This window comes from Corynebacterium sp. HMSC05D08 (assembly GCF_001807215.1).
GTDB lineage: Bacteria > Actinomycetota > Actinomycetes > Mycobacteriales > Mycobacteriaceae > Corynebacterium > Corynebacterium striatum.
In genome coordinates this window covers 123,314-141,832 of the sequence record NZ_KV788323.1, presented here as the reverse complement: position 1 = coordinate 141,832, position 18,519 = coordinate 123,314, and the positions used below count along the sequence as shown (strand labels likewise).

13 protein-coding genes, 2 tRNA genes and 1 other RNA gene are annotated in these 18,519 nt (G+C 61.6%); 6 read left to right on the top strand and 10 right to left on the bottom strand.

What is annotated here, in order from left to right; all coding sequences use genetic code 11:
• The first annotated feature begins 46 nt into the window (after window positions 1-46).
• From HMPREF3148_RS05035 to HMPREF3148_RS05025, 3 genes are read left to right on the top strand one after another with little or no spacing between them, the layout of a single operon-like run.
• Window positions 47-1,627, top strand: a complete 1,581-nt coding sequence (locus HMPREF3148_RS05035; protein WP_049064506.1) for an exonuclease domain-containing protein — start codon at window positions 47-49, stop codon at window positions 1,625-1,627.
• A 45-nt stretch (window positions 1,628-1,672) separates the two neighbouring features.
• Window positions 1,673-2,959, top strand: a complete 1,287-nt coding sequence (locus HMPREF3148_RS05030; protein WP_005530352.1) for a Mur ligase family protein — start codon at window positions 1,673-1,675, stop codon at window positions 2,957-2,959.
• A complete protein-coding gene (locus tag HMPREF3148_RS05025; RefSeq protein ID WP_049151580.1) occupies window positions 2,952-3,731 on the top strand; it encodes a type 1 glutamine amidotransferase in 780 nt (259 codons plus the stop codon). The genes HMPREF3148_RS05030 and HMPREF3148_RS05025 overlap by 8 nt, the downstream gene beginning before the upstream one ends.
• Window positions 3,732-3,855: 124 nt before the next feature.
• Here HMPREF3148_RS05025 and recR read toward each other — a convergent pair whose 3' ends face one another.
• The 6 genes from recR to ffs all read right to left on the bottom strand — a co-directional run bounded on the left by recR (window position 3,856) and on the right by ffs (window position 9,703).
• Window positions 3,856-4,512 (bottom strand): recombination mediator RecR, encoded by a 657-nt coding sequence (gene recR / locus HMPREF3148_RS05020; RefSeq protein ID WP_070508821.1) that lies wholly within the window; start codon window positions 4,510-4,512, stop codon window positions 3,856-3,858.
• 98 nt (window positions 4,513-4,610) lie between these two features.
• Complete coding sequence (locus HMPREF3148_RS05015) at window positions 4,611-4,961, bottom strand: YbaB/EbfC family nucleoid-associated protein (protein ID WP_049064510.1); 351 nt, start codon at window positions 4,959-4,961, stop codon at window positions 4,611-4,613.
• A 64-nt stretch (window positions 4,962-5,025) separates the two neighbouring features.
• Complete coding sequence (locus tag HMPREF3148_RS05010; protein ID WP_049151579.1) at window positions 5,026-7,632, bottom strand: DNA polymerase III subunit gamma and tau; 2,607 nt, start codon at window positions 7,630-7,632, stop codon at window positions 5,026-5,028.
• Window positions 7,633-7,688: 56 nt separating this feature from the next.
• Window positions 7,689-8,051 carry a suppressor of fused domain protein gene (locus HMPREF3148_RS05005; RefSeq protein WP_220182252.1) on the bottom strand — a complete coding sequence of 121 codons (363 nt, stop codon included), beginning with the start codon at window positions 8,049-8,051 and terminating at the stop codon, window positions 7,689-7,691.
• A 183-nt stretch (window positions 8,052-8,234) separates the two neighbouring features.
• Entirely contained in the window at window positions 8,235-9,506 is a 1,272-nt protein-coding gene (locus tag HMPREF3148_RS05000; RefSeq protein WP_049151578.1) for an aspartate aminotransferase type Ic, read from the bottom strand.
• Window positions 9,507-9,606: 100 nt separating this feature from the next.
• An RNA gene (ffs, locus tag HMPREF3148_RS04995) (signal recognition particle sRNA small type) lies at window positions 9,607-9,703 on the bottom strand.
• A 184-nt stretch (window positions 9,704-9,887) separates the two neighbouring features.
• Between ffs and HMPREF3148_RS04990 the strand changes: the two genes are divergently transcribed.
• Both HMPREF3148_RS04990 and HMPREF3148_RS04985 read left to right on the top strand, forming a co-directional pair.
• A tRNA-Ser gene (locus HMPREF3148_RS04990) sits at window positions 9,888-9,976 on the top strand.
• Window positions 9,977-10,317: 341 nt separating this feature from the next.
• A tRNA-Ser gene (locus HMPREF3148_RS04985) sits at window positions 10,318-10,406 on the top strand.
• A gap of 82 nt (window positions 10,407-10,488) precedes the next feature.
• Here the strand turns inward: HMPREF3148_RS04985 and HMPREF3148_RS04980 are convergent.
• The 3 genes from HMPREF3148_RS04980 to HMPREF3148_RS04970 are packed head-to-tail and all read right to left on the bottom strand — an operon-like array spanning window position 10,489 to window position 15,656.
• Window positions 10,489-11,013, bottom strand: a complete 525-nt coding sequence (locus HMPREF3148_RS04980) for a methylated-DNA--[protein]-cysteine S-methyltransferase (protein WP_049151577.1) — start codon at window positions 11,011-11,013, stop codon at window positions 10,489-10,491.
• 21 nt (window positions 11,014-11,034) lie between these two features.
• The gene (locus tag HMPREF3148_RS04975; protein ID WP_049151576.1) at window positions 11,035-13,083 is read right to left on the bottom strand and encodes a YhgE/Pip domain-containing protein; all 2,049 of its coding nucleotides are present in this window, start codon (window positions 13,081-13,083) and stop codon (window positions 11,035-11,037) included.
• Entirely contained in the window at window positions 13,083-15,656 is a 2,574-nt protein-coding gene (locus HMPREF3148_RS04970; RefSeq protein WP_049151590.1) for a YhgE/Pip domain-containing protein, read from the bottom strand. The genes HMPREF3148_RS04975 and HMPREF3148_RS04970 overlap by 1 nt, the downstream gene beginning before the upstream one ends.
• 482 nt (window positions 15,657-16,138) lie before the next feature.
• Here HMPREF3148_RS04970 and HMPREF3148_RS04965 point away from each other — a divergent pair, with 482 nt between their 5' ends.
• Window positions 16,139-18,130 carry an acyltransferase family protein gene (locus tag HMPREF3148_RS04965; RefSeq protein ID WP_049151575.1) on the top strand — a complete coding sequence of 664 codons (1,992 nt, stop codon included), beginning with the start codon at window positions 16,139-16,141 and terminating at the stop codon, window positions 18,128-18,130.
• Window positions 18,131-18,151: 21 nt separating this feature from the next.
• On the opposite strand, the gene HMPREF3148_RS04960 is transcribed toward HMPREF3148_RS04965, so the two are convergent.
• Entirely contained in the window at window positions 18,152-18,484 is a 333-nt protein-coding gene (locus tag HMPREF3148_RS04960; RefSeq protein ID WP_046645736.1) for a hypothetical protein, read from the bottom strand.
• Between the last annotated feature and the right edge of the window lie 35 nt (window positions 18,485-18,519).

The following is an 18,519-nucleotide window of genomic DNA, read 5'->3' as shown; positions in this document are numbered from 1 at the left end:
CGCCCGTTGAGCGGTTTCGCGCGGTCTGGGTACTACACTGATAAGAATGAGCATGACCCCCGGCCCTGATTCAGCCCCCGCGCCTTCTCCGGCTGCGCTGGCCACTGGCCACCCGCGCACTCCCGGCCGGGCTTCCGCTCCGAAACCCGGCCCCAAGCCGCAAGCACAACCGCCTAAGCCTGGGCCGCAGGCGCAAAACTCCGCGGCCAGCACCCCTGCTTCCACTGAGCAAGAGCCAGCGCACAACCACCGCGAGCCCAGCGCGCAAGAAATCGCGCAAGCCGAGGCCGTGGCCGCGCATCCTTTCGTCGCGCTCACCGTCCAGACCACAGGCATTCACCCCTCCACGGCTCGGCTCGTTGCAATCGACGCCCTAACCTTCAACGCGCAAGGCGAAGTCGGCCAGGAATTCCATGCTGTTATCAACCCTGACATAGACCCCGGTCCGCGCCACCTTCATGGTCTGACGCCCGAAGAGGTCGCTGGAGGCCAAGCCTTCTCCCGCCTTCTCAAGCCCTTGGACCGGCTTATTGACGGCCGCACGCTCATCGTCCACGACACCCCCTTCACTTGGGGCTTCGTCGTGTCCGAGGCCCGCCGCGCCATGATGGCAGCGGCCCGTCAGAATCGTTCGCGCAACCGCAATCGCAACAAGGGACGCCGTCGCCGTCAAAAGGTCGGACACGTTCCCACCCCGGTCGCCATCGTGGATACTCTCGCCACCGCGCGCCGACAGGGGGTGTGGGAGAACGACATTAGGCTGGCGGCCGTCGCCAAGCGCAGCGGACTCGATGTACCACCACCCACCGCAACTACGCAGCGCGCGCAGCGCAGCGAGGCGGAGACCTCCCGTGAGGCTACGCACCTGCTGTACCGCCTCTACCGCCTCCAAGCAGGCAAGACGCTGAGTACGTACGCACCTGACGAACTGCGCGCGGACCGCTTTGGGCTGCAGCGCTCACACGTGCGCGTCGACGCCGCGGAAGCTCCGCGGCAGCACCATAACCCGGGCAAGTACCAGCCGGGCAAGGAGCTGCGCCGTGGCATGGAGATCGTGGTCGCCCCGGAAATCTTAGAAGATCCGGACACCATCATTTCTGCGCTTGCCTGTGAGGAGCTCAACTACTCGGAAAAGCTGACCCGTGAGACTTCCTTGGTGGTTTGCAACGTGACCACTGACCTGGTGGGCAAACCGATGCACGCGCACCGCAAGGACATCCCCCTGATGTCTGACACGGCCTTCCTCGCCGCACTCGAACGCATCGAGGAGGCCCAGGAGCCGGAGCCAAAGAAGGAGCAGTCGAGCCGACACGCACACGTTCCGAACAGCAACAATCGCCGTTCGAGCAACGCTAACCGACGCCGCTCCCGCCGCAAGTCTTCCTCCGCAACAGGCAAGCCAGCCAATCCCAATGCACAAGTTGCTGAGAACAAGCAGGATGCTGCGCACAGCACGCAACACAACCCCCAGAACAAACCACAGACCAAACCGCAGGACAAGTCCGGCTCTGGGAATGGCAACAAGCGACGTCGCCGCCGCGGCGGACGAGGCGGACGCGGACGCCGCGGAGGGAACAACTCTGCGGGGAATAACTCTGCAAAGAATCAAAACTCCGGACAAAACTAGGCGCGCGAGTCCCGTCCGGTGCGCTGACGCGACTACCCTAGGGGCATGAGTTTTAACCTTTCTGGCACGTTGCAGTCTCTGCGTACCAACGCCGCCACTACCGCCGCCAAGCTGGCCACCACCGCCTCCCGCGCCACCGGCCGCGGAGCAGGCGGAATGATTGGTGGCCTCGTTGCCGGCGCTATTGACCCACAGATCATGGCCCACCTCGGTAGCGACCGCCCCGCAGTCCTGGTTACTGGCACCAACGGCAAGTCCACCACTACCCGCATGCTCGCCGCCGCCGTGCGTGCTGAGCACACCGTGGCCACCAACGACGGTGGCGACAACATGGATGCCGGAATCATCTCTGCATTGCTGGCCGGTAAAAACGCCAGCCGCCTCGTCCTCGAGGTCGACGAGCTGCACGTTCCGCATGTGGCGGACAAGCTCAACCCGCAGGCTTTGGTGCTGCTGAATCTCTCCCGCGACCAGCTGGACCGCGTGGGCGAGATTAACAAGATTGAACGCGCCCTGCGCGGCGCGGTTGAGGCGCACCCGGACATGCTCATCATCGCTAACTGCGACGACGTCCTCATGACCTCCGTGGCATACGACGCCAAGAACGTCATCTGGGTGTCCGCTGGTGCCGGCTGGCTCGGCGAATCCGTGACCTGCCCACGTACCGGCGGCCACATCATTCGCGACGGTGAGGATTGGCGTGCCGTCAAGCCGCTTGCCGACGGCCGCGAATTCCGCCGCCCCGCTCCCACCTGGTCCGTGGACCAAGCTGGACTCCACACTCCGCAAGGTGAGCGTGCATTGAACCTCGCCCTGCCTGGCCGCGCCAATCGCGGCAACGCCGCCCAGGCCATCGCTGCTGCCGTGGAGGGATTCGGCGTGGACCTCGACAAGGCGCTTTCCGCCACCGAGTCCGTTGCCGACGTCGCCGGCCGCTACTCCACCATCACCCTTGGTAACCAGAAGATTCGCCTGCTTTTGGCTAAGAACCCGGCCGGCTGGCAAGAGGCGCTGTCCATGGTGGACCGCACCGCCGAAGGCCTCGTCATCGCCACCAATGGCCACGTCGCTGACGGCATCGACATGTCCTGGCTGTGGGACGTGAAGTTCGAGGACTTTGAGAAGCTGGCAGTCAAAGCTTCCGGCGAGCGCGGCACCGATCTGGCCGTGCGCTTGGTTTATGCCGATATCTCGCACGAGCTCATCCGCGATCCGCTGGAGGCCATCAAGGCCTGCCCTCCGGGTCGCATCGAGGTTCTGGCTAACTACACCGCTTTCCGCGACTTAAAGAAGGCGCTTGAGCGCGAAGCAAAGGAGACCACCAATGACTAAGCTGCAGATCGGCCTCATCCTGCCGGATGTTTTGGGCACCTACGGCGACGATGGCAATGCTCTAGTCCTGCGTCAGCGCGCCCGCATGCGCGGCCTCGAGGCAGACATCATCCCGATCAAGCTGGGCGAGCCAGTGCCGGATTCCCTCGACGTCTACACCCTTGGTGGCGGCGAGGACGTGGCACAGATTCTCGCTGCTGAGCACCTCATCGCAGACGGTGGCCTCACGCGTGCGGCCAACGCAGGCCGCCCAATCATCGCCATTTGCGCAGGCCTACAGGTTCTCGGTGAGTCCTTCCGCGCCTCCGGCCGCATTATCGACGGCGTGGGGCTTATCGACGCCACCACCGCTTCCATGGCCGAACGCGCCATCGGCGAGGTCTCCTCTGAGCCCACCCGCGCTGGCATCACTGCGGAACTCACCGAGCCTCTCACCGGTTTTGAGAACCACATGGGCGCGACCATCCTGGGCCCGGCTGCGCAGCCGCTGGGCAAGCTGATTCGCGGACAGGGCAATGCCGACACTGCCGCTACCGCGGACCTTGCCGATGCCTCCGAGCAGCGCACAGCCGAAGGCGCCGTTCAGGGCAGCGTCATCGCTACTTACATGCACGGACCAGCACTAGCCCGCAACCCGCAGCTCGCTGACCTGCTGCTAGCCAAGGCTCAGGGGATCGCTTTGGCAGATCTCGAGCCCCTCGACATCCCAGCCGTGTCGCAGCTGCGCACCGAGCGCTTCAACGCTTCGAAGCCGCCGCGCTCGCAGCTCTAGTCACGCAACTGCGGGCGCTCAGCTGACGCTCGCGGCTTGCCTTAACCGCCCTAAATGCCAAATCGTCGCCATTTTCGAGCAACTTAGCGCCACAATTAGGCAATTAGGGCGGCTGCTAAGACGGCTACACCGTCAAACGACCCGACAGCGCGCGGGACAGCGTCAGTTCATCCACGAACTCAAGGTCGCCACCCAGCGGCATGCCGGATGCGAGGCGGGTGATCTTTAGGTCAGGGAAGTCTCGCAGCAAGCGGACCAGGTATGCCGCGGTGGCCTCGCCCTCGGTATTCGGGTCCGTGGCGAGGATAACCTCTTTGATCTCCGGCGTCGTGTCATATAACGGCGCGTCCGGCGTGGAATCCGCCAGCTCTCGGTCCGGCAGCACACCGCCGATGCGCTGCAACAACGCAGAAATATTAAGGTCCTTCGGGCCGACGTTGGCCAAGGGGTCCAAAGCACCGCCCAGCACGTGATAGCGGCCATTGTACTCGCCAGTTCGCTCGATGACCTGGATGTCTTTAGGCTCCTCAACCACGCATATGGTCGAGACGTCGCGTTGCGAATTCACGCAGATGCGGCACACCTCTTCGCGGGAGATATTGCAGCAAATGCGGCAGAAAGTCACGCCGTCGCGCACCGCACCGAGGGCGTTTTGCAAGCGATCGACGTCCTCTGGATCCATGTGCAGCACGTGAAAAGCGATACGCTGCGCCGACTTTGGGCCCACGCCAGGCAGGCGTGAAAACTCGTCGATGAGATCCTGCAGAGCTCCTTCGAACACGATTCTCCCTAATAATTAACGACAAAAGGCCGCCGCCCCGAACCGGGACAACGACCTTTTAGTTTAACGTGCGACTACTGATTGCCGCCGAAGACATCCTAGAAAGACAAGCCGTCAAAGCCCTGCTGACCCTGGCCCATGCCCTGGGACAGCGGGCCAATCTTCTCCTGTGCGAGACGACCAGCCGCAGCGTGTGCTTCCTTGAAAGCGCCGATAACGAGGTCCTGGAGGGTGTCAACGTCCTCAGGGTCCACAACGGACTTATCGATCTGGAGGTCAACGAGCTCAGCACCACCAGTCATAACGACCTTAACCAGGCCATTGCCAGCGGTTCCCTCAACCTGCGCGGCGAGGATTTCTTCCTGTGCCTTCTGCAGCTCAGCCTGCACGCGGGCAGCCTGTGCGAGCAGATCGTTCATGTCATTTGCCTGGGACATTGGGTCAGTCATGGAAAGTCCTTTCAAAAGTAAGTTCTCTAAGTTTTTGCTACCCGCCAAGTGTACAGATGCACGCCTACAAGCGCCGTGCTCCGAGTTCCTTGGCAAGCAGCTCCATCGCCACCTCAGTTGAACTGCGATGATCCATCTCACCGGCGTTTTGAGCTTCCTCCATCATCTCGCGCTCTTCGTCATCGCGTGAGTAGGTCTGTTGCGGTGGTTGCGCAGTGCTTGCCGACGCCCCCATCTCCTGGTTCTGCTGCCCCAACCCCGGTTGACTGGGCTGCGGGTCAGCTGGATAGTACTCCTCTGGTGGTGCCTCAAAATCGTCTTCCGGCGCTGGTTCGGGCGGCAGCGGTACACCGTTGCCGAAATGCGGAACTTTGTTGAATTCCTCGTCACGCTTCTGTGCCACCTGGGAGGCCTGCGCGATTCGCGAACGCCAGTCACCACCCTGCTGGGATGACTGTTGTGCCGGCTTCGCCACTTGCTGACGCGGGGCCTGCAGCTGCGCGGGCGGAGTAGCTTGCGGTGCAGGTTGATGCGCGCTTGCCGCCGCTGTGGCCGCCGCCGCAGCCTCCGATGCCGCAGCCGATGTCACTGGCCCGGGGCTCTCTTCGCGAGCAGGCTCGTTGTTCTGCGTGCCGATAGGTCGCGGTGCTCCCCACGGATCATCAGATGCAAACGCAGAAGCGTTCGGAGAAGCGTTATCGGCAGCGCTTGCCACCTCAGCTCCTCCAGTCTCCGGAGCCGCAAGCTGTGGTCGTTCCGGCTGCACTGGCTGAGATGCGCTGGCAGACTGCTCCGATTGCTGCTCGGGTTCAGCCTGCGGACTAGGCCTCTCAGACTCCTGTTCTGGCTCAGCGGACTCGCGCTGTTGCTGGTTTGGGTTCCACGTTGGCTGCTGCCGCGGAGTGCTTTCGCTAAAGCCTGCTGCCTTCGGGTTGGTGCCGATGATGCAGTTGACCTTGATGTCACGGCGCAGCTCTTCCTTAAGAACTGCCACGATCGCATCGTTGTTGGACGGCGAATTGATTCGCTCCGCAAGGGCACCCGTGGTGTGTCCCAGAATCAATGTGTCATCACGGAAGCCAAGCACGCGCGCCTCAGCGAGCATGATCTCTGCAACCTTGTTGCGACGCCCCACGGCCGCGCGAAGGTTCGACCACTGCGAACGCACTTGCTCCGCGACATCAACTGCATGTTCCTGCGCTGGTTCCTGAACAGACTGCTGTGCCGGTTCCTTGGCTGGCTCCGGAGCAGACTCCTGTGCAGGTTGAGTCTCGGTTCGCTGCTGAGGCGCCTGTTCGGCGCGCTCGGCTGGCTGTTGCTCGGACTGCTGCGGCTGAGCCTGCGGCGCCTGGGCCTGCTGCTGTTGTTGCTGCGCCTGGCGGTTGCGACGGGCAGCGATAATGGCGGCAGCTGCGGCTGCTGGGTCTTGGGCTTGGGCAGTAGCGGGTGCAGGTTGGTTGGAAGCTGCGGTATTTGCGCGGCCGGCAGCAGGCGTTCCAGCGGAGGCACCTTGCGGTGAGCCAGCAGGCATGCCCGTGGGCAGCACAGCCGGCTGGCCAGCCGCGGCTGCTGCCGGAGCCGAGCCCACGAGTAAGTGAGCGCAAAGAATCTCCAGCAGGAGGCGCGGCGAAGTCGCTCCTCGCAACGAAGAGATACGGCTGTTTACGGTCTCAGCCAGGTAGGCCAGCTGCGGTCCGGTGAAACGCTGTGCTTGGGCAAGGAGGATCTCGCCGCGATCGGTGGGAGCGGAGACCAACCCGGCTTCCAAAGCACCCGGAACGGCCTGCAGGATCATCAAGTCGCGCAGACGATCGAGCAGATCAATGGCAAAACGGCGAGGTTCGTGGCCGGCTTCGATGACATCGTCGACAAGCGTGAACAAACCCGCCTTGTCCTGGTTAGCCAGCGCCTCAATCGTGTTGTCAAGAAGACCGAGATCGGTCACGCCCAGCAGGGGACGGGCGACGTCGTAAGTGAGCCCGTCAGGACCCGCACCCGCGAGCAGCTGGTCCAAAATGGACAGCGTGTCACGCGGGGAACCACCGCCGGACTGAATGACCATGGGGTACACAGTGTCATCCACGTGCACGCCCTCAGCAGCCACGGTGCGCTCCAGCAAGCCCTTCATCGCGGGCGGGGTCAGCAGGCGGAACGGGTAGTGGTGGGTACGCGAACGGATGGTGCCGATGATCTTCTCCGGCTCCGTGGTGGCGAAGATGAAGATGACGTGCTCTGGTGGCTCTTCAACCACCTTGAGCAGAGCATTCGCACCCGAGGCGGAAATCATGTGGGCCTCGTCGATGATGAAGATGCGATACCGCGACTCCGCCGGCGCGTAGTAGGCGCGGTCGCGCAGCTCACGCATGTCCTCAACACCGTTGTGTGACGCCGCGTCGAGCTCCGTCACATCGAGATTGCCCGGGCCGCCCGGGGCCAGGGACACACAAGAATCGCACACTCCGCACGGCGTGGACGTCGGCCCCTGCTCGCAGTTGAGCGAACGGGCCATGATGCGCGCAGAAGAGGTTTTACCGCAACCGCGCGGACCGGAAAAGAGGTAAGCATGGTTGATTCGCCCTGCGTCGAGGGCAGCGGATAAAGGCGTGGTGACCTGCTCTTGGCCGACCACTTCCGCGAAAGTTGCTGGACGATATTTCCGGTATAGAGCCACGGTTAGTCAGTCTACATTCTGCCGCGGACACTCTCCCCCGCTGCGGGCGGAACAAGCTAACCGGCGCGCTTCCAATCCAGGATGTCCACGCCTTGCTCGGCGACTGCTTCCTGCAGCTTGGCGACGCCTTCTTCCACCGCGTACGCATACTCCGAGTCGGTAAGCATGAGCAGTTGGCACACCAGCGTCAAGCGACCTTCTTCGGGCAGCTGCGGGACCTGCCCGCCCCACAGATAAGGAGCGATGAGCAGGCCATGGTGCACGCTCAGCGAATCTTCGGCGAGGACCTCCGGCAGCATCACGCCTGGCTGCGCGGGCAAAAGGCCCTTGGCCTTGGTGAGTTTGTCCGCGGCCGCGACGACTGCCGCAGCCACCTCCGGCTGGGTGGCGCGCGCTACGGTCAACAGCTCGCAGCGCACGTCGACCCCCTGCTCCGCATGCTTAAGCCCCGTGTCGACGTCGCCGAAGGTGGTGGTGACGGCGAGGGACTGGGCGTCGTCAAGCGCAGCTAAACCGAGCCTGCGCCCCTCGACGTTCTTAAACTCCAGCTGGGCGGGGATGGCCTGGTCAAGCCAATAAGCAGTCTCGTCGGAATTGATGGCCTAAGCCCCCAGCTTCTCCAGAGCGGCGAGCAGGACGCAGGTGGCGACGCCGTCCATCGCAGTCTCAACCTCTTCCTGCGGAGGCAGGGACGGAGCGAGGCGGATATTGCGGTCATTCGGGTCCTCGCCGTACGGGAACGCGGAACCGGCCTTGGTGAGGACGATGCCGGCGTCCTTGGCTAGCTCCCAGACGCGGGTAGCGGTGCCGTCAATGACGTCGAGGGAGATGAAGTAGCCGCCCTTTGGCTCGGTCCACTTGGCAATCTCGTACTCGCCGAGGCGGGACTCAAGGATGCGCAGGACCGCGTTGAACTTCGACGCCAGCAGCGCTGCGTGGCGGCGCATGACCGCGCGAACGCCCTCTGCAGAGCCGAAGAACTGGTGGTGTGCCAGCTGGTTGATCTTGTTCGGGCCGATACCGCGGATCTTGGCGTGGGAGAGGTACCAGTCGAGGTTCTCGCGGGAGGAGGCGAAGAAGGCGACGCCTGCGCCGGCGAAGGTGATTTTGGAGGTCGATGACATGGCCCAGAAGCGGTTCGGGTTGCCGGCCTCTGCGGCAATGTCGAGAATCGGCAGGATCTCTAGGAATTCGTCGGTGAGGGTATGAACGGCGTAAGCGTTATCCCACACGATGCGGAAGTCAGCAGCGGCGGTCTCCATGGAGGCCAGCTCCTTGGCTACCTCTGCGGAGATGGTGACGCCGGTTGGGTTACCAAACATCGGGACGGTCCACAGGCCCTTGACCTGTGGGTCCTTGACCAGTTCCTTGATGGCGTTGACGTCAGGGCCGTCTTCTAGCATCGGCACAGAGATGAGCTCAAAGCCAAAGTGCTCGGTGATTGCGAAGTGGCGATCGTAGCCCGGAACCGGGCAGATCCACTTGATGTTTTCTTCCTGCGACCACGGGCGCTCGGAGTCGTTGGTGCCGAAGGCGAAGGCCCATGAGATGAGGTCGAACATGATGTTCAGGGAAGAAGAGTCACCGGCCAGCAGCAGGTCTGGGTTGGTGTTGGTCAGCTTGCCCCACAGCTCGCGAAGCTCTTTGATGCCCTCGAGGTTTCCGTAGTTGCGCAGGTCATTGCCCGCTGCGTCGGTGTAGTTGCCGGCGCCCGGCAACTCAAGAAGGTCGTTGGACAGGCTCAGCTGGGTCTTGGCTGGCTTGCCACGGGTCAGATCGAGCTTCAGGCCCTTGGCCTTGAGCTCCTCGTAGTCCTTACGGACCTGTGTTGCGAGGTCATCGAGTTCGGACTTTTCGAGATTGAGCAGCGACATTCCTGTCTACCTTCCGGGTTAGTTGCGGGTAGTTGCGAATATATGGCAACCAATACTAACGCTTGCGTGCAGCTTTTGTAATGTTTATCACCCAGAAAACTTAAAAGGGACCCCGCGCACCCGTCAGAGCCTCCTGACCCTTGCTGCATTCCTGCCCTGGGGGAGTTCAGAGGATGGACGCCACGCGGAATCCTGCCGATAAGCCTAGCGTGCTAGCCACGCTCGCGGCAAACCGTTATTCTTTCCGTCGCTGCGGCCCCGCTCCTCCCACCACTATGGCCACTGTTACGGGTGCCCCACTAGTGCCGGACGCAGGCCGGCCCACCCGGCGTGCGGTGTACGAATTTTTCCTTTGGGCCTGCTCGTGTAGAGTCTTCCAACGGAGGATTCGACTAGCGGCCTATGTCACACGCCTGGAACGCGTGCGGGAGTCACATCCCTCAGGGGTTCAAATCCCCTATCCTCCGCCACAGGTCCCAGCTCTTCGGAGTTGGGACCATTTACGTTTTTGGGCCCGGCGGCACGGAAGGGCCAAATGGTGAGGTACAGATGGTGAGTTCGCCACTCAACAGCCCCAGCAGTTAACAGCACCCCCATCCGTAAAGGGTCGACCTCACCATTTGGACGTGACCTCACCATTTGGACGCTGGGCTCGCACGGATTGCACTCAGGCCGCGGGATTCACGCTCAGCCCGAATGGTTTGCGCTCGGCCCGCGTGGCTCGCGGGCGGCCTGCGCGATTTGAGGGCCATCTTCCCCTATTGACCTGCGGATTTTGCCACTCCAGACAAGGCTGATAATGTTTTCCAACGGAGGATTCGACTAGCGGCCTATGTCACACGCCTGGAACGCGTGCGGGAGTCACATCCCTCAGGGGTTCAAATCCCCTATCCTCCGCCACAGGTCCCAGCTCTTCGGAGCTGGGACCATGTTTCGTTTTCAGCAGCCAGGAGCTGCAGCGCTGACAAGGGGCCTAAGAAGGTCAGAACTCCAGCGCACCGCTTTCCAAGCACAGCAGCAACTCCTTTGCGGCCACGCCGCCGCGGTAGCCGCCCAGACTGCCATCGCTGCGCAATACGCGGTGGCACGGCACGATGATCGGCACGGGGTTACGCGCGCAGGCGCTGCCCACGGCGCGGACGGCCTTGGGGTTTGCGGCAGCATCGGCAAGCTGGGCATAAGTGGAGGTTGCGCCGTACGGAATGTCCGACAGGAGTCTTTGCACGCGCTGACGGAAGCCCGAGGTGAGGGCCTCATCGATGGGCACGGTAAATGTCCGACGCGTGCCTGCGAAGTGCTCGGCGAGCTGCGTTACGGCGAGAGTCAGTTCTGGGCTGGTGCCCTTGGACACCGGGCCGATCTTCTCATTAAGACGTGCCAGCACTTTCGCAGAGTCTTCACATGCGAAGGCCAGATAGACCACACCCCGCTCAGTCGCCGTCACGAGGAGTTCGCCCACAGGCGAGTCGACGTAACGATAGGTAACTGAGCGGGGTGTAGATGCCATGCCGGCGATTCTAATGCGGGGCTACATCAGCTTGGTCTTTGCCAACTCTGCATTGAGGTTGGTGGTGTAGGCGTTGAGCGGTTTGTGGAGCACGATGCCAAGGAAGAGCATTGGGACAATAAAGAGGAGCAAGACCAGCAGCGAGAGCCAGTAATCCGCGTGGTAGACGCCAGCAATAGCGGCGCGGAAGGCGCGAATCGTGTACGTCGCCGGCAACCACGGGCTAATGTTTTTGAACCACTCCGGCAGGAGCTGCAGCGGGTAGGCGCCACCCGCACTAGAGACCTGGATGACGAGCAAGAGCACGCCGAGCGCCTTGCCCGCGTTGGCGAAGGAAACCACGAACGTATAAATGATCATCATGAACACGGTCGAAGAAACCCAGGCTGCAAGCCACAGCAAGAACGGGTGTGCGGGTTCTAGCTGCACGAAGAAGATAAGGCCCAGGGAGAGCAGCGTGGACTGCAGGAAGCCGATCATCGCGAAGATTCCAAAGCGGCCAAAGAAGCGCTGCACCACAGAATATGACTTATCAGTGACATCCGTGCGCAAAGTGACCGCCGTCAGCAGCGCCCCCACCCACAGCGCCAGAGTGGTGTACAGCGGCGCCATACCAGCGCCGAATGCTGCGACTGGGTAGACCGGTTGACGGTCAACCGCAACCGGCGAGGCGATGAAGCCGGCTAACGCGTCCGGGTTGGAGCCCACCAGTTTGGCCAGCTTGGAGAAGTCGCCTGTCTTGCGGGCATTGCCCAGCTCGTCTTTGAGCTCACCGAAGCGCTCGCCATCACTGTCGAGCTCCGAGGCCAACGTAGTAAGGGCATCGCGCGCGCCAGTCAGAGTCTCGGTATCGAGGCTGATGCCGGATCCCTGCGTACCAATGTCTTGACCAACTCGCTGCAAGGAGGACTGCAACTGCCCCACCGAGGTGCGCAGTTGGGAGTTGCGGCTTCTCTCAATTGCCTCCTTGGCACGGTCGATGGCAGAGAAGTCCGGTTTCTCGGTGCCCGGCGCGTTGGCTGCGGCGACTAGGCGAGAATGCACCGCTTCCTGTGCGGCAATCGCCTCATCCAAGTTGCTGGTCAGCTGGGCGGCCTCCGCAGGCAGCACCGGCTTAACGTCGGTGTTGATACGGTCGCGCAGCCCCTTGTAGGCGTCAATCTGGCCCTGAACCTGCCCCGCCAAGGTGTTGAGCGTTGCTTGCATCGAGGCTCGCGAGGTGGAGGCGGAATCATAAAGGGCATCGATACGCTGGCGGACGACGTCGTAGCTGTCCGCGGTCTGCGAGAGTGCGGCGTCGAGTGATTCGGTCGAAAGGTTCAGCTCGCCGCTCGGCGCATCAAGCGAAGGACGCGGGGCATTCGCAATGCGCTGCGCGCTTTCCACCAGTGGCACCGAAGAGTCCACGAGGCTGGCCATGGAGCGCGCCGTGCGCGCACCGGTGTGCAGCTGCGCCTCAATGCCGTCGGCGCGAGTCTCGATACGTTTGAGGGCCGCTTGCGTATCGCCTTGGTTGAGGTAGTCGTCGAGGGAGGAAATGAGGCCGAGGGAGACGTCGCCAAGCGTGTGCGTAAAGGACTCCGCAATTTGGGAGGAAACACCCTCCGCACCCTGGTTGGTGATCTTCGGCGCCAGCGCGTTCTTCTTCTCGTTGGTGTACAGCGAGATCTCAGTCGGCTTGGCGCCTTCCGCGTAGAAGGTCATCATGTCCGAGCTAAAGTGCTCCGGCAAAACGATGGCGGCGTAGTATTCGCCGGACTTAGTTCCGTCTAGTGCATTCTCCGGATCAGTAATGATCCAGTCCAGCTTGTCGTTGGCGCGCAGCTGCGAGAGCACCTGCTCGCCCACGTTCAACGGAACGGGGAAGATATCACTCTTGTAGCCGGTATCCTCGCTGGCTACAGCGACCTTGAGCTGACCGGTGTTGGAGAAGGGATCCCAGCTGGCCAGCACATTGAACCAAGTAAACAGCAACGGAATGACCACGAGGCCAAAGAGGATGACGGCAGCCATCACGTTCTTCGTTGCGCGACGGAGATCGTCGAGGAAGATTTCACCAATCTTTTTCATTACTCCTCCTCCTCAACAGAAACGGAAGCGGCAGACGTTGCCGAATGCACGCCCTCGCCACGTGCGGCGACAGAATGCTGCAGCTCTTCCTCGTCCAGGTCCACGAGCTCCGCGGACTGAGCCAGGCTCTGCCGCAGGTACTCAAGCGTGACCGCGATGGCCAGAATCACCAGGCACCACAGCGTCCAAATGCCCAGCAGGAACGGCTTCTGCGAAGGAACCAACGCGGCAATGATTCCCAGCACCACCATGCCCACAAAGCCCACCACGGCGGCAATGCGAATCCAGTGCAGATAGTCGTGTTGGCGTTTTTCCAAGTCGGCCGCGAACTCTTCCTTGCCTTGCAACGCCTTGATGACGTCGGCGAAGCGGTAGCCATCACCGACAATCTGCACGTTTTCCGCCGCGATGAGATCCGTCTTGGCCAACTCGCGGTTAAACAGCAGGTTGAAGTGCGCGAAGCTGCGACGGCCGATAAGACCCAGGATGAAGGAGGTCACGAACATGAGCGCGAGCACCGCCATGAACTTCCAGTAGTGCAGCCCATAGAAGCCACCGATGGTCTCACGCATTGCGTCGATGCCGTAGGAGAACGGCAAAAGCGGATAAATCGCACGGAAGAAGGTCGGCATCAGCTCAATCGGGTACAAGCCGGAGGCACCAGGGATCTGCACAATGACGAGCACCACGACGAGACCGCGGCCCACGTGGCCCAGCGCCGTCGATAGCGCATAGATGATGCTGAGATAGGCCAAAGAGATCAGCATGCCGGTGACCACGAAGCCCACCGGGCTGACGGTCTGCACGCCGATGGCGAGGTCGCCCACGGTTACGATGACGGCCTGCACCAGAACCAGCAAGGCCATTAGCATGAAGCGGCCGAGGTAGGCCTGTCCCACGGTCAGGCGCTTAAAGCCCTCGAGGTCCACCTCCACGCGGATGATGACCATGAGCACGAAGGCGCCAATCCACAGGGAGAGGTTGGTAAACAGCGCGGCCATCGCGGAACCATAGGAGCCCACCGGATAGACGGGCTCGCTCTTGACCTCGACTGGATCGGCAAAGAAGTTGCCGATTTCCTCGGAGTTCAGGCCGGTAATGGTCTGCAGTTCCTTGGTTCGTGAGGTCGCAGTGATGGCTCGCACGTCATCGCGCGCGCCCTCCACGCCTTTCTCAAGGGAAGCCAGGTCGGAGTCAAAGGACCTCACCGCTTCCTGGGTGGCGCCGAGCTGCTTGGCGACGCCGTCGACCAAGCGTTGCGCTTCCTTCATCGTTGCTTTCTGGGTCTCCAGCATGGCCGAGAATCCACCCACCTTGGAGCTCAAGTTGCTCATTGCGCGGTTGAGCTCGGGAACGGACTTGTCCACAGCATCCGACAACGCCTGCGAGGTCTGCTTTGTGTCCTGCGCGGCCTGGTTGACCGCGTCCGCGGTGGACTTGATGGACTTGGCCGTTTCATTGCTGTCATTGCTGAGCGCCTGCAAGTTGCCCAACAGCTGCTTGTTCGCGGCGTTGCCATCTTCCAGGGTGGAGATGGCGTCGTTCAGTGGGCCCGCTACCGAAGGGGAAATCGCGGGCGAGTTTACAATGCCGCGCAGTTGCTTGATGGACTTGTCGCCAGCAGAGATGGCGTCGTTAGTCTGCTGGGTTGCAGAGTTGAAGCGCGAATTAGCTTGGTCCAGCCGTGCGGTGATGTCGGCGACCGATTCCTGAGCACGGGACGTACCTCCCGCCAGGCCAGTCGCGCCCTCCACAAAGGCTGAGGTTAGCGAGTCAGTGTAGCCGGTGACGTTACCTTGAGCATCGGAGATAATGCCCTGGACGTCCCCCAGCGCAGCCTGCGCATCCGCCATGGCCTGCTCGACGTCGCTTAGCGTCTGCTTGGCGCCCGACATAGAGGTCTGGGCGCTGCCGAGCTTATCGCCTACTCGCTGCAGATCGCTGCGTGCCGATTCAATATTGTTAGCGGCCTTATCGAAGGCGCCCTCAGAGCGCTGGCGAGACTGCTGAATCTTGTTCTGGAATTTATTTCCCTCGTCGCGCACGTTGGAGGCCGCGGCCTCGGCTACCTGCTCCTTGAACGCAGAGGTGATTTGCTTATCCAGGCTCGATGCAGCGGTATCGGTGATCTTTGGGGCGATCGCGCTGGCTTTTTCGTTTACACGATACTCCAGGGCCGGCTGGGTGTATTGCCCGTTAAGCGCGCCCAGCAGCTCCGAGCTGAAGTCGGAGGGGATGGTGATGGTGGCGTAGGTATCGCCGCGTTCGAGCGCTCTCTCTGCAGCTTCTGCGTCGAGGAACTGCCAGCCCAGCTGGTGGTTCTCGCGGAGCTGTTCTGTTACTTGTTTTCCTACATCGATACGGCCCGTGACGTCAGAAAATCCGCCCTTGTCCTCATTGACAACGGCGACCTTGATGTTTTCGGTTGCTCCGTACGGGCCCCAAAAAGCTGCAATGTTCACCCACGAGTAGAGGGCAGGTGTGATGACCACGCCGATGAGGATGATCCATGCCTTTTTAGTGCGACCGAGACGGGCAATGTCTCGAGTAAAAATCTGCCAAGCGTAACGCACTAAGAACACACTACTCAGCTTTAGACAATCGGGTTAACCAGCGGCTTTATATTTCAAGGCGCGGATGAAATTTACTTCAAAAATTATTTACGCGGGAGTGATTTTGTTCGATTTTCCTAAGTTTCTACCGGCTCCCGCCGCTCGGACTTCCCCGTCAAGCATCATTCCCATTTACCAAGCTCCTAGCCATAAACGGAGTGTAGACTATCACTTCCGGCGTGCAAGCTTGCAGCGGGGCGCAACGAAAATCCCGTAAGCTTGCACCCTCGACTCGTCACTCTCATCAATTTTTGTGAAATGCCGCACATACCGGCGCAATACCCACGATGCCCTAGTGCTCGGCGTACCGAACACGCTGCGCCCCTCCATGCGGCGGGGAGTATTCCGCCCAAAACACCAAAATGTCCAGACAGAGGTTTAAAGTAATGAGGTCTCACAATCCACCCCACCCTTAACTTTGTTCCCCCGGAGGAGAATTCCGGATGCCAAGACCGGTCGATTCACACACGTCATATGTCCCCGCTATTGACGGGCTGCGCACTGTCGCCGTACTCGGTGTTCTGGCTTATCACTTGAATCCTGCTTGGCTGCCCGGCGGTTACTTGGGCGTCGGCATGTTCTTCACGCTTTCTGGCTATCTGATTACCGCCAACCTCATGCGCAGCCACCTGCGCAACAAGGGCCTGGGCCTGCCAACCTTCTGGTTGCGCCGCTTCCGCCGCCTGGTCCCTGCGGTTGTGCTCATGCTGGCTGTGGTGCTGCTACTGACTATCTTCTTCGATCGCGCGAAACTCAGCGAGACCGGCGGGCACGCACTTAGCGCGCTGTTTTACGTCAACAACTGGCATGTCATCCTGGAAGGACAGTCCTACTTCGACCGCTTCACCGGCCACGCGCCGCTCGACCACATGTGGTCCCTGTCCGTGGAGGAACAGTTCTACCTCTTCTGGCCGCTGGTACTGTTCGTGTTGCTCAAGCTCACGCGCGGCAAGCGCAAACCGCTGGTTGCGGCCACACTCGTCCTCGCCGCGGTCTCTTTCGGCTGGATGGCTTTCCTATTCAACACCGGCGCTGACGCCACCCGCGTCTACGAAGGCACCGATACTCGTGCCGGCGGTATCCTCTTCGGCGCCGCACTGGCCATCGCGCTAACCAAGGACAAAGGCTATCGCATCCCGCCGCGCGCCCTGACCATTCCGTGCGCGCTGCTGGGCGCGGTGGGTATCGGCTTCCTCTACTGGTGGCTGACCGACTACTCCCCGCACCTCTACAACTGGGGCCTGCTTGCGCTATCTGTTGCCAGCGTGGCCGTGATCACCGCGGCCTTGGATCAGCGCACACTCTTCTCCAAGTTCTTTGGCCTCGCGCCGCTGCGCTGGATCGGTGAGCGCTCCTACGGCATCTACCTCTGGCACCTGCCCGCTATCGTGTTCATCCCGGAATGGTCGGTGGCGCACCCCATCCTGGTCACCGTCGTAGCCATCGCGCTGGCGTCAATTTCCTGGTCCCTGGTGGAGGACCCGATTCGCCGCAACGGCGTGTTTGCTCCCATCAAAAACTGGTGGGCTGAGCGCAAGGCTCTGGGCACGCCACGCATTGCCCTAGCCGTGCCAGCCACGGTGCTGGCGGCAGTGGTCGCTATGGGCATTCCGGCCGCATGGAACGACACCCTAGGTAAGGAGCAGCCAGCTGGTTCGCAGCAGATGGGCCTGAAGGTCGGCGGTAACGGCCCTGCTAACAAGGCACCCGATGCGGCGGCGCCGGAAGAGGCGGCGTCGTCAAGCGCGGATCCTAGCTTCGCAGCCCCGAATCCTTCCCAAGCAGGCAAGACGCGCTGCACCACCGTCATTCACGTAGGTGACTCGACGTCAATCGGCATGTTCTCCGACGACTACATCTCCGATCCTTCGCTCAATGCCCAGGTAACCTACCAAAACGTCGGCGCTCAAGAAGTCGTCGCAGACGTCACCGGCGCCCGCTCCACCGTTGAGGCCCTCGAGGGGGATCCAACCATCCTCGACTCCGTCAACCAGCTGCTGGGCCAGGGCTACGGCGCGGAATCCTGTTGGGTCATCGGCGCTGGCGTGAACGACGCCGCCAACCGTGCCGTGGGCGGTTCCGGCGAGGAAGACTGGCGCGTGGACCAGATCATGCAGGTGCTTGGCGACGCCCCCGTGATGTGGCCGACTGCCAAGACCAACCTGGATTCCGGTGCTTACGCCAACGCCAACATGGCGCCTTTCAACGAGGCCCTGCTGCGCGCACGCGACCGCTACCCCAACCTGGTGGTTTATGACTGGGCCTCTGACGTGCACACTGAGTGGTTCCTGCCGGGCGACGACGTGCACTACTCCACCGAAGGCAACGAGAAGCGCGCCGAGTACTTTGCCAAGGCAATCGCGCTGGCATTCCCTGCTGACGGCTCCAAGCCGGACAATCAGATCGTGGCCGTGGACTTTCAGCCCACGCACTAAGAAGCTTCTTAAAAGCGCTCGTTAGAAGGCCGGTGGCTCGTAGCCATCGGCCTTTAACCATTCAATATGAGGTGGGGTGTTGTAGCCCCACTCGTTACGAGTCCACAAAAATGCCTCTTCGACTTCGGCCTCAGAGTATTCACCGTCGCGCAGATACTGCTTGAAACCGTTGGGGCCGGGCTCTTTAATCCACAGCCAAATGTAGTCCAACACCGTATGGTCCCCGAGCAGATCCTGCAGGGACTCCGGCAGGTACTCACGTTCAGTGCGTACGCGGGATTCCAAGTCTTGATCAAAAAAGTCGTACAAGTAGTCCATGCTGTCTTCTAGCTGGGCATACTCAAATGCGTTCATGCGTGTTGCTCCTGTACGAGGCGATGTGGTTCCGG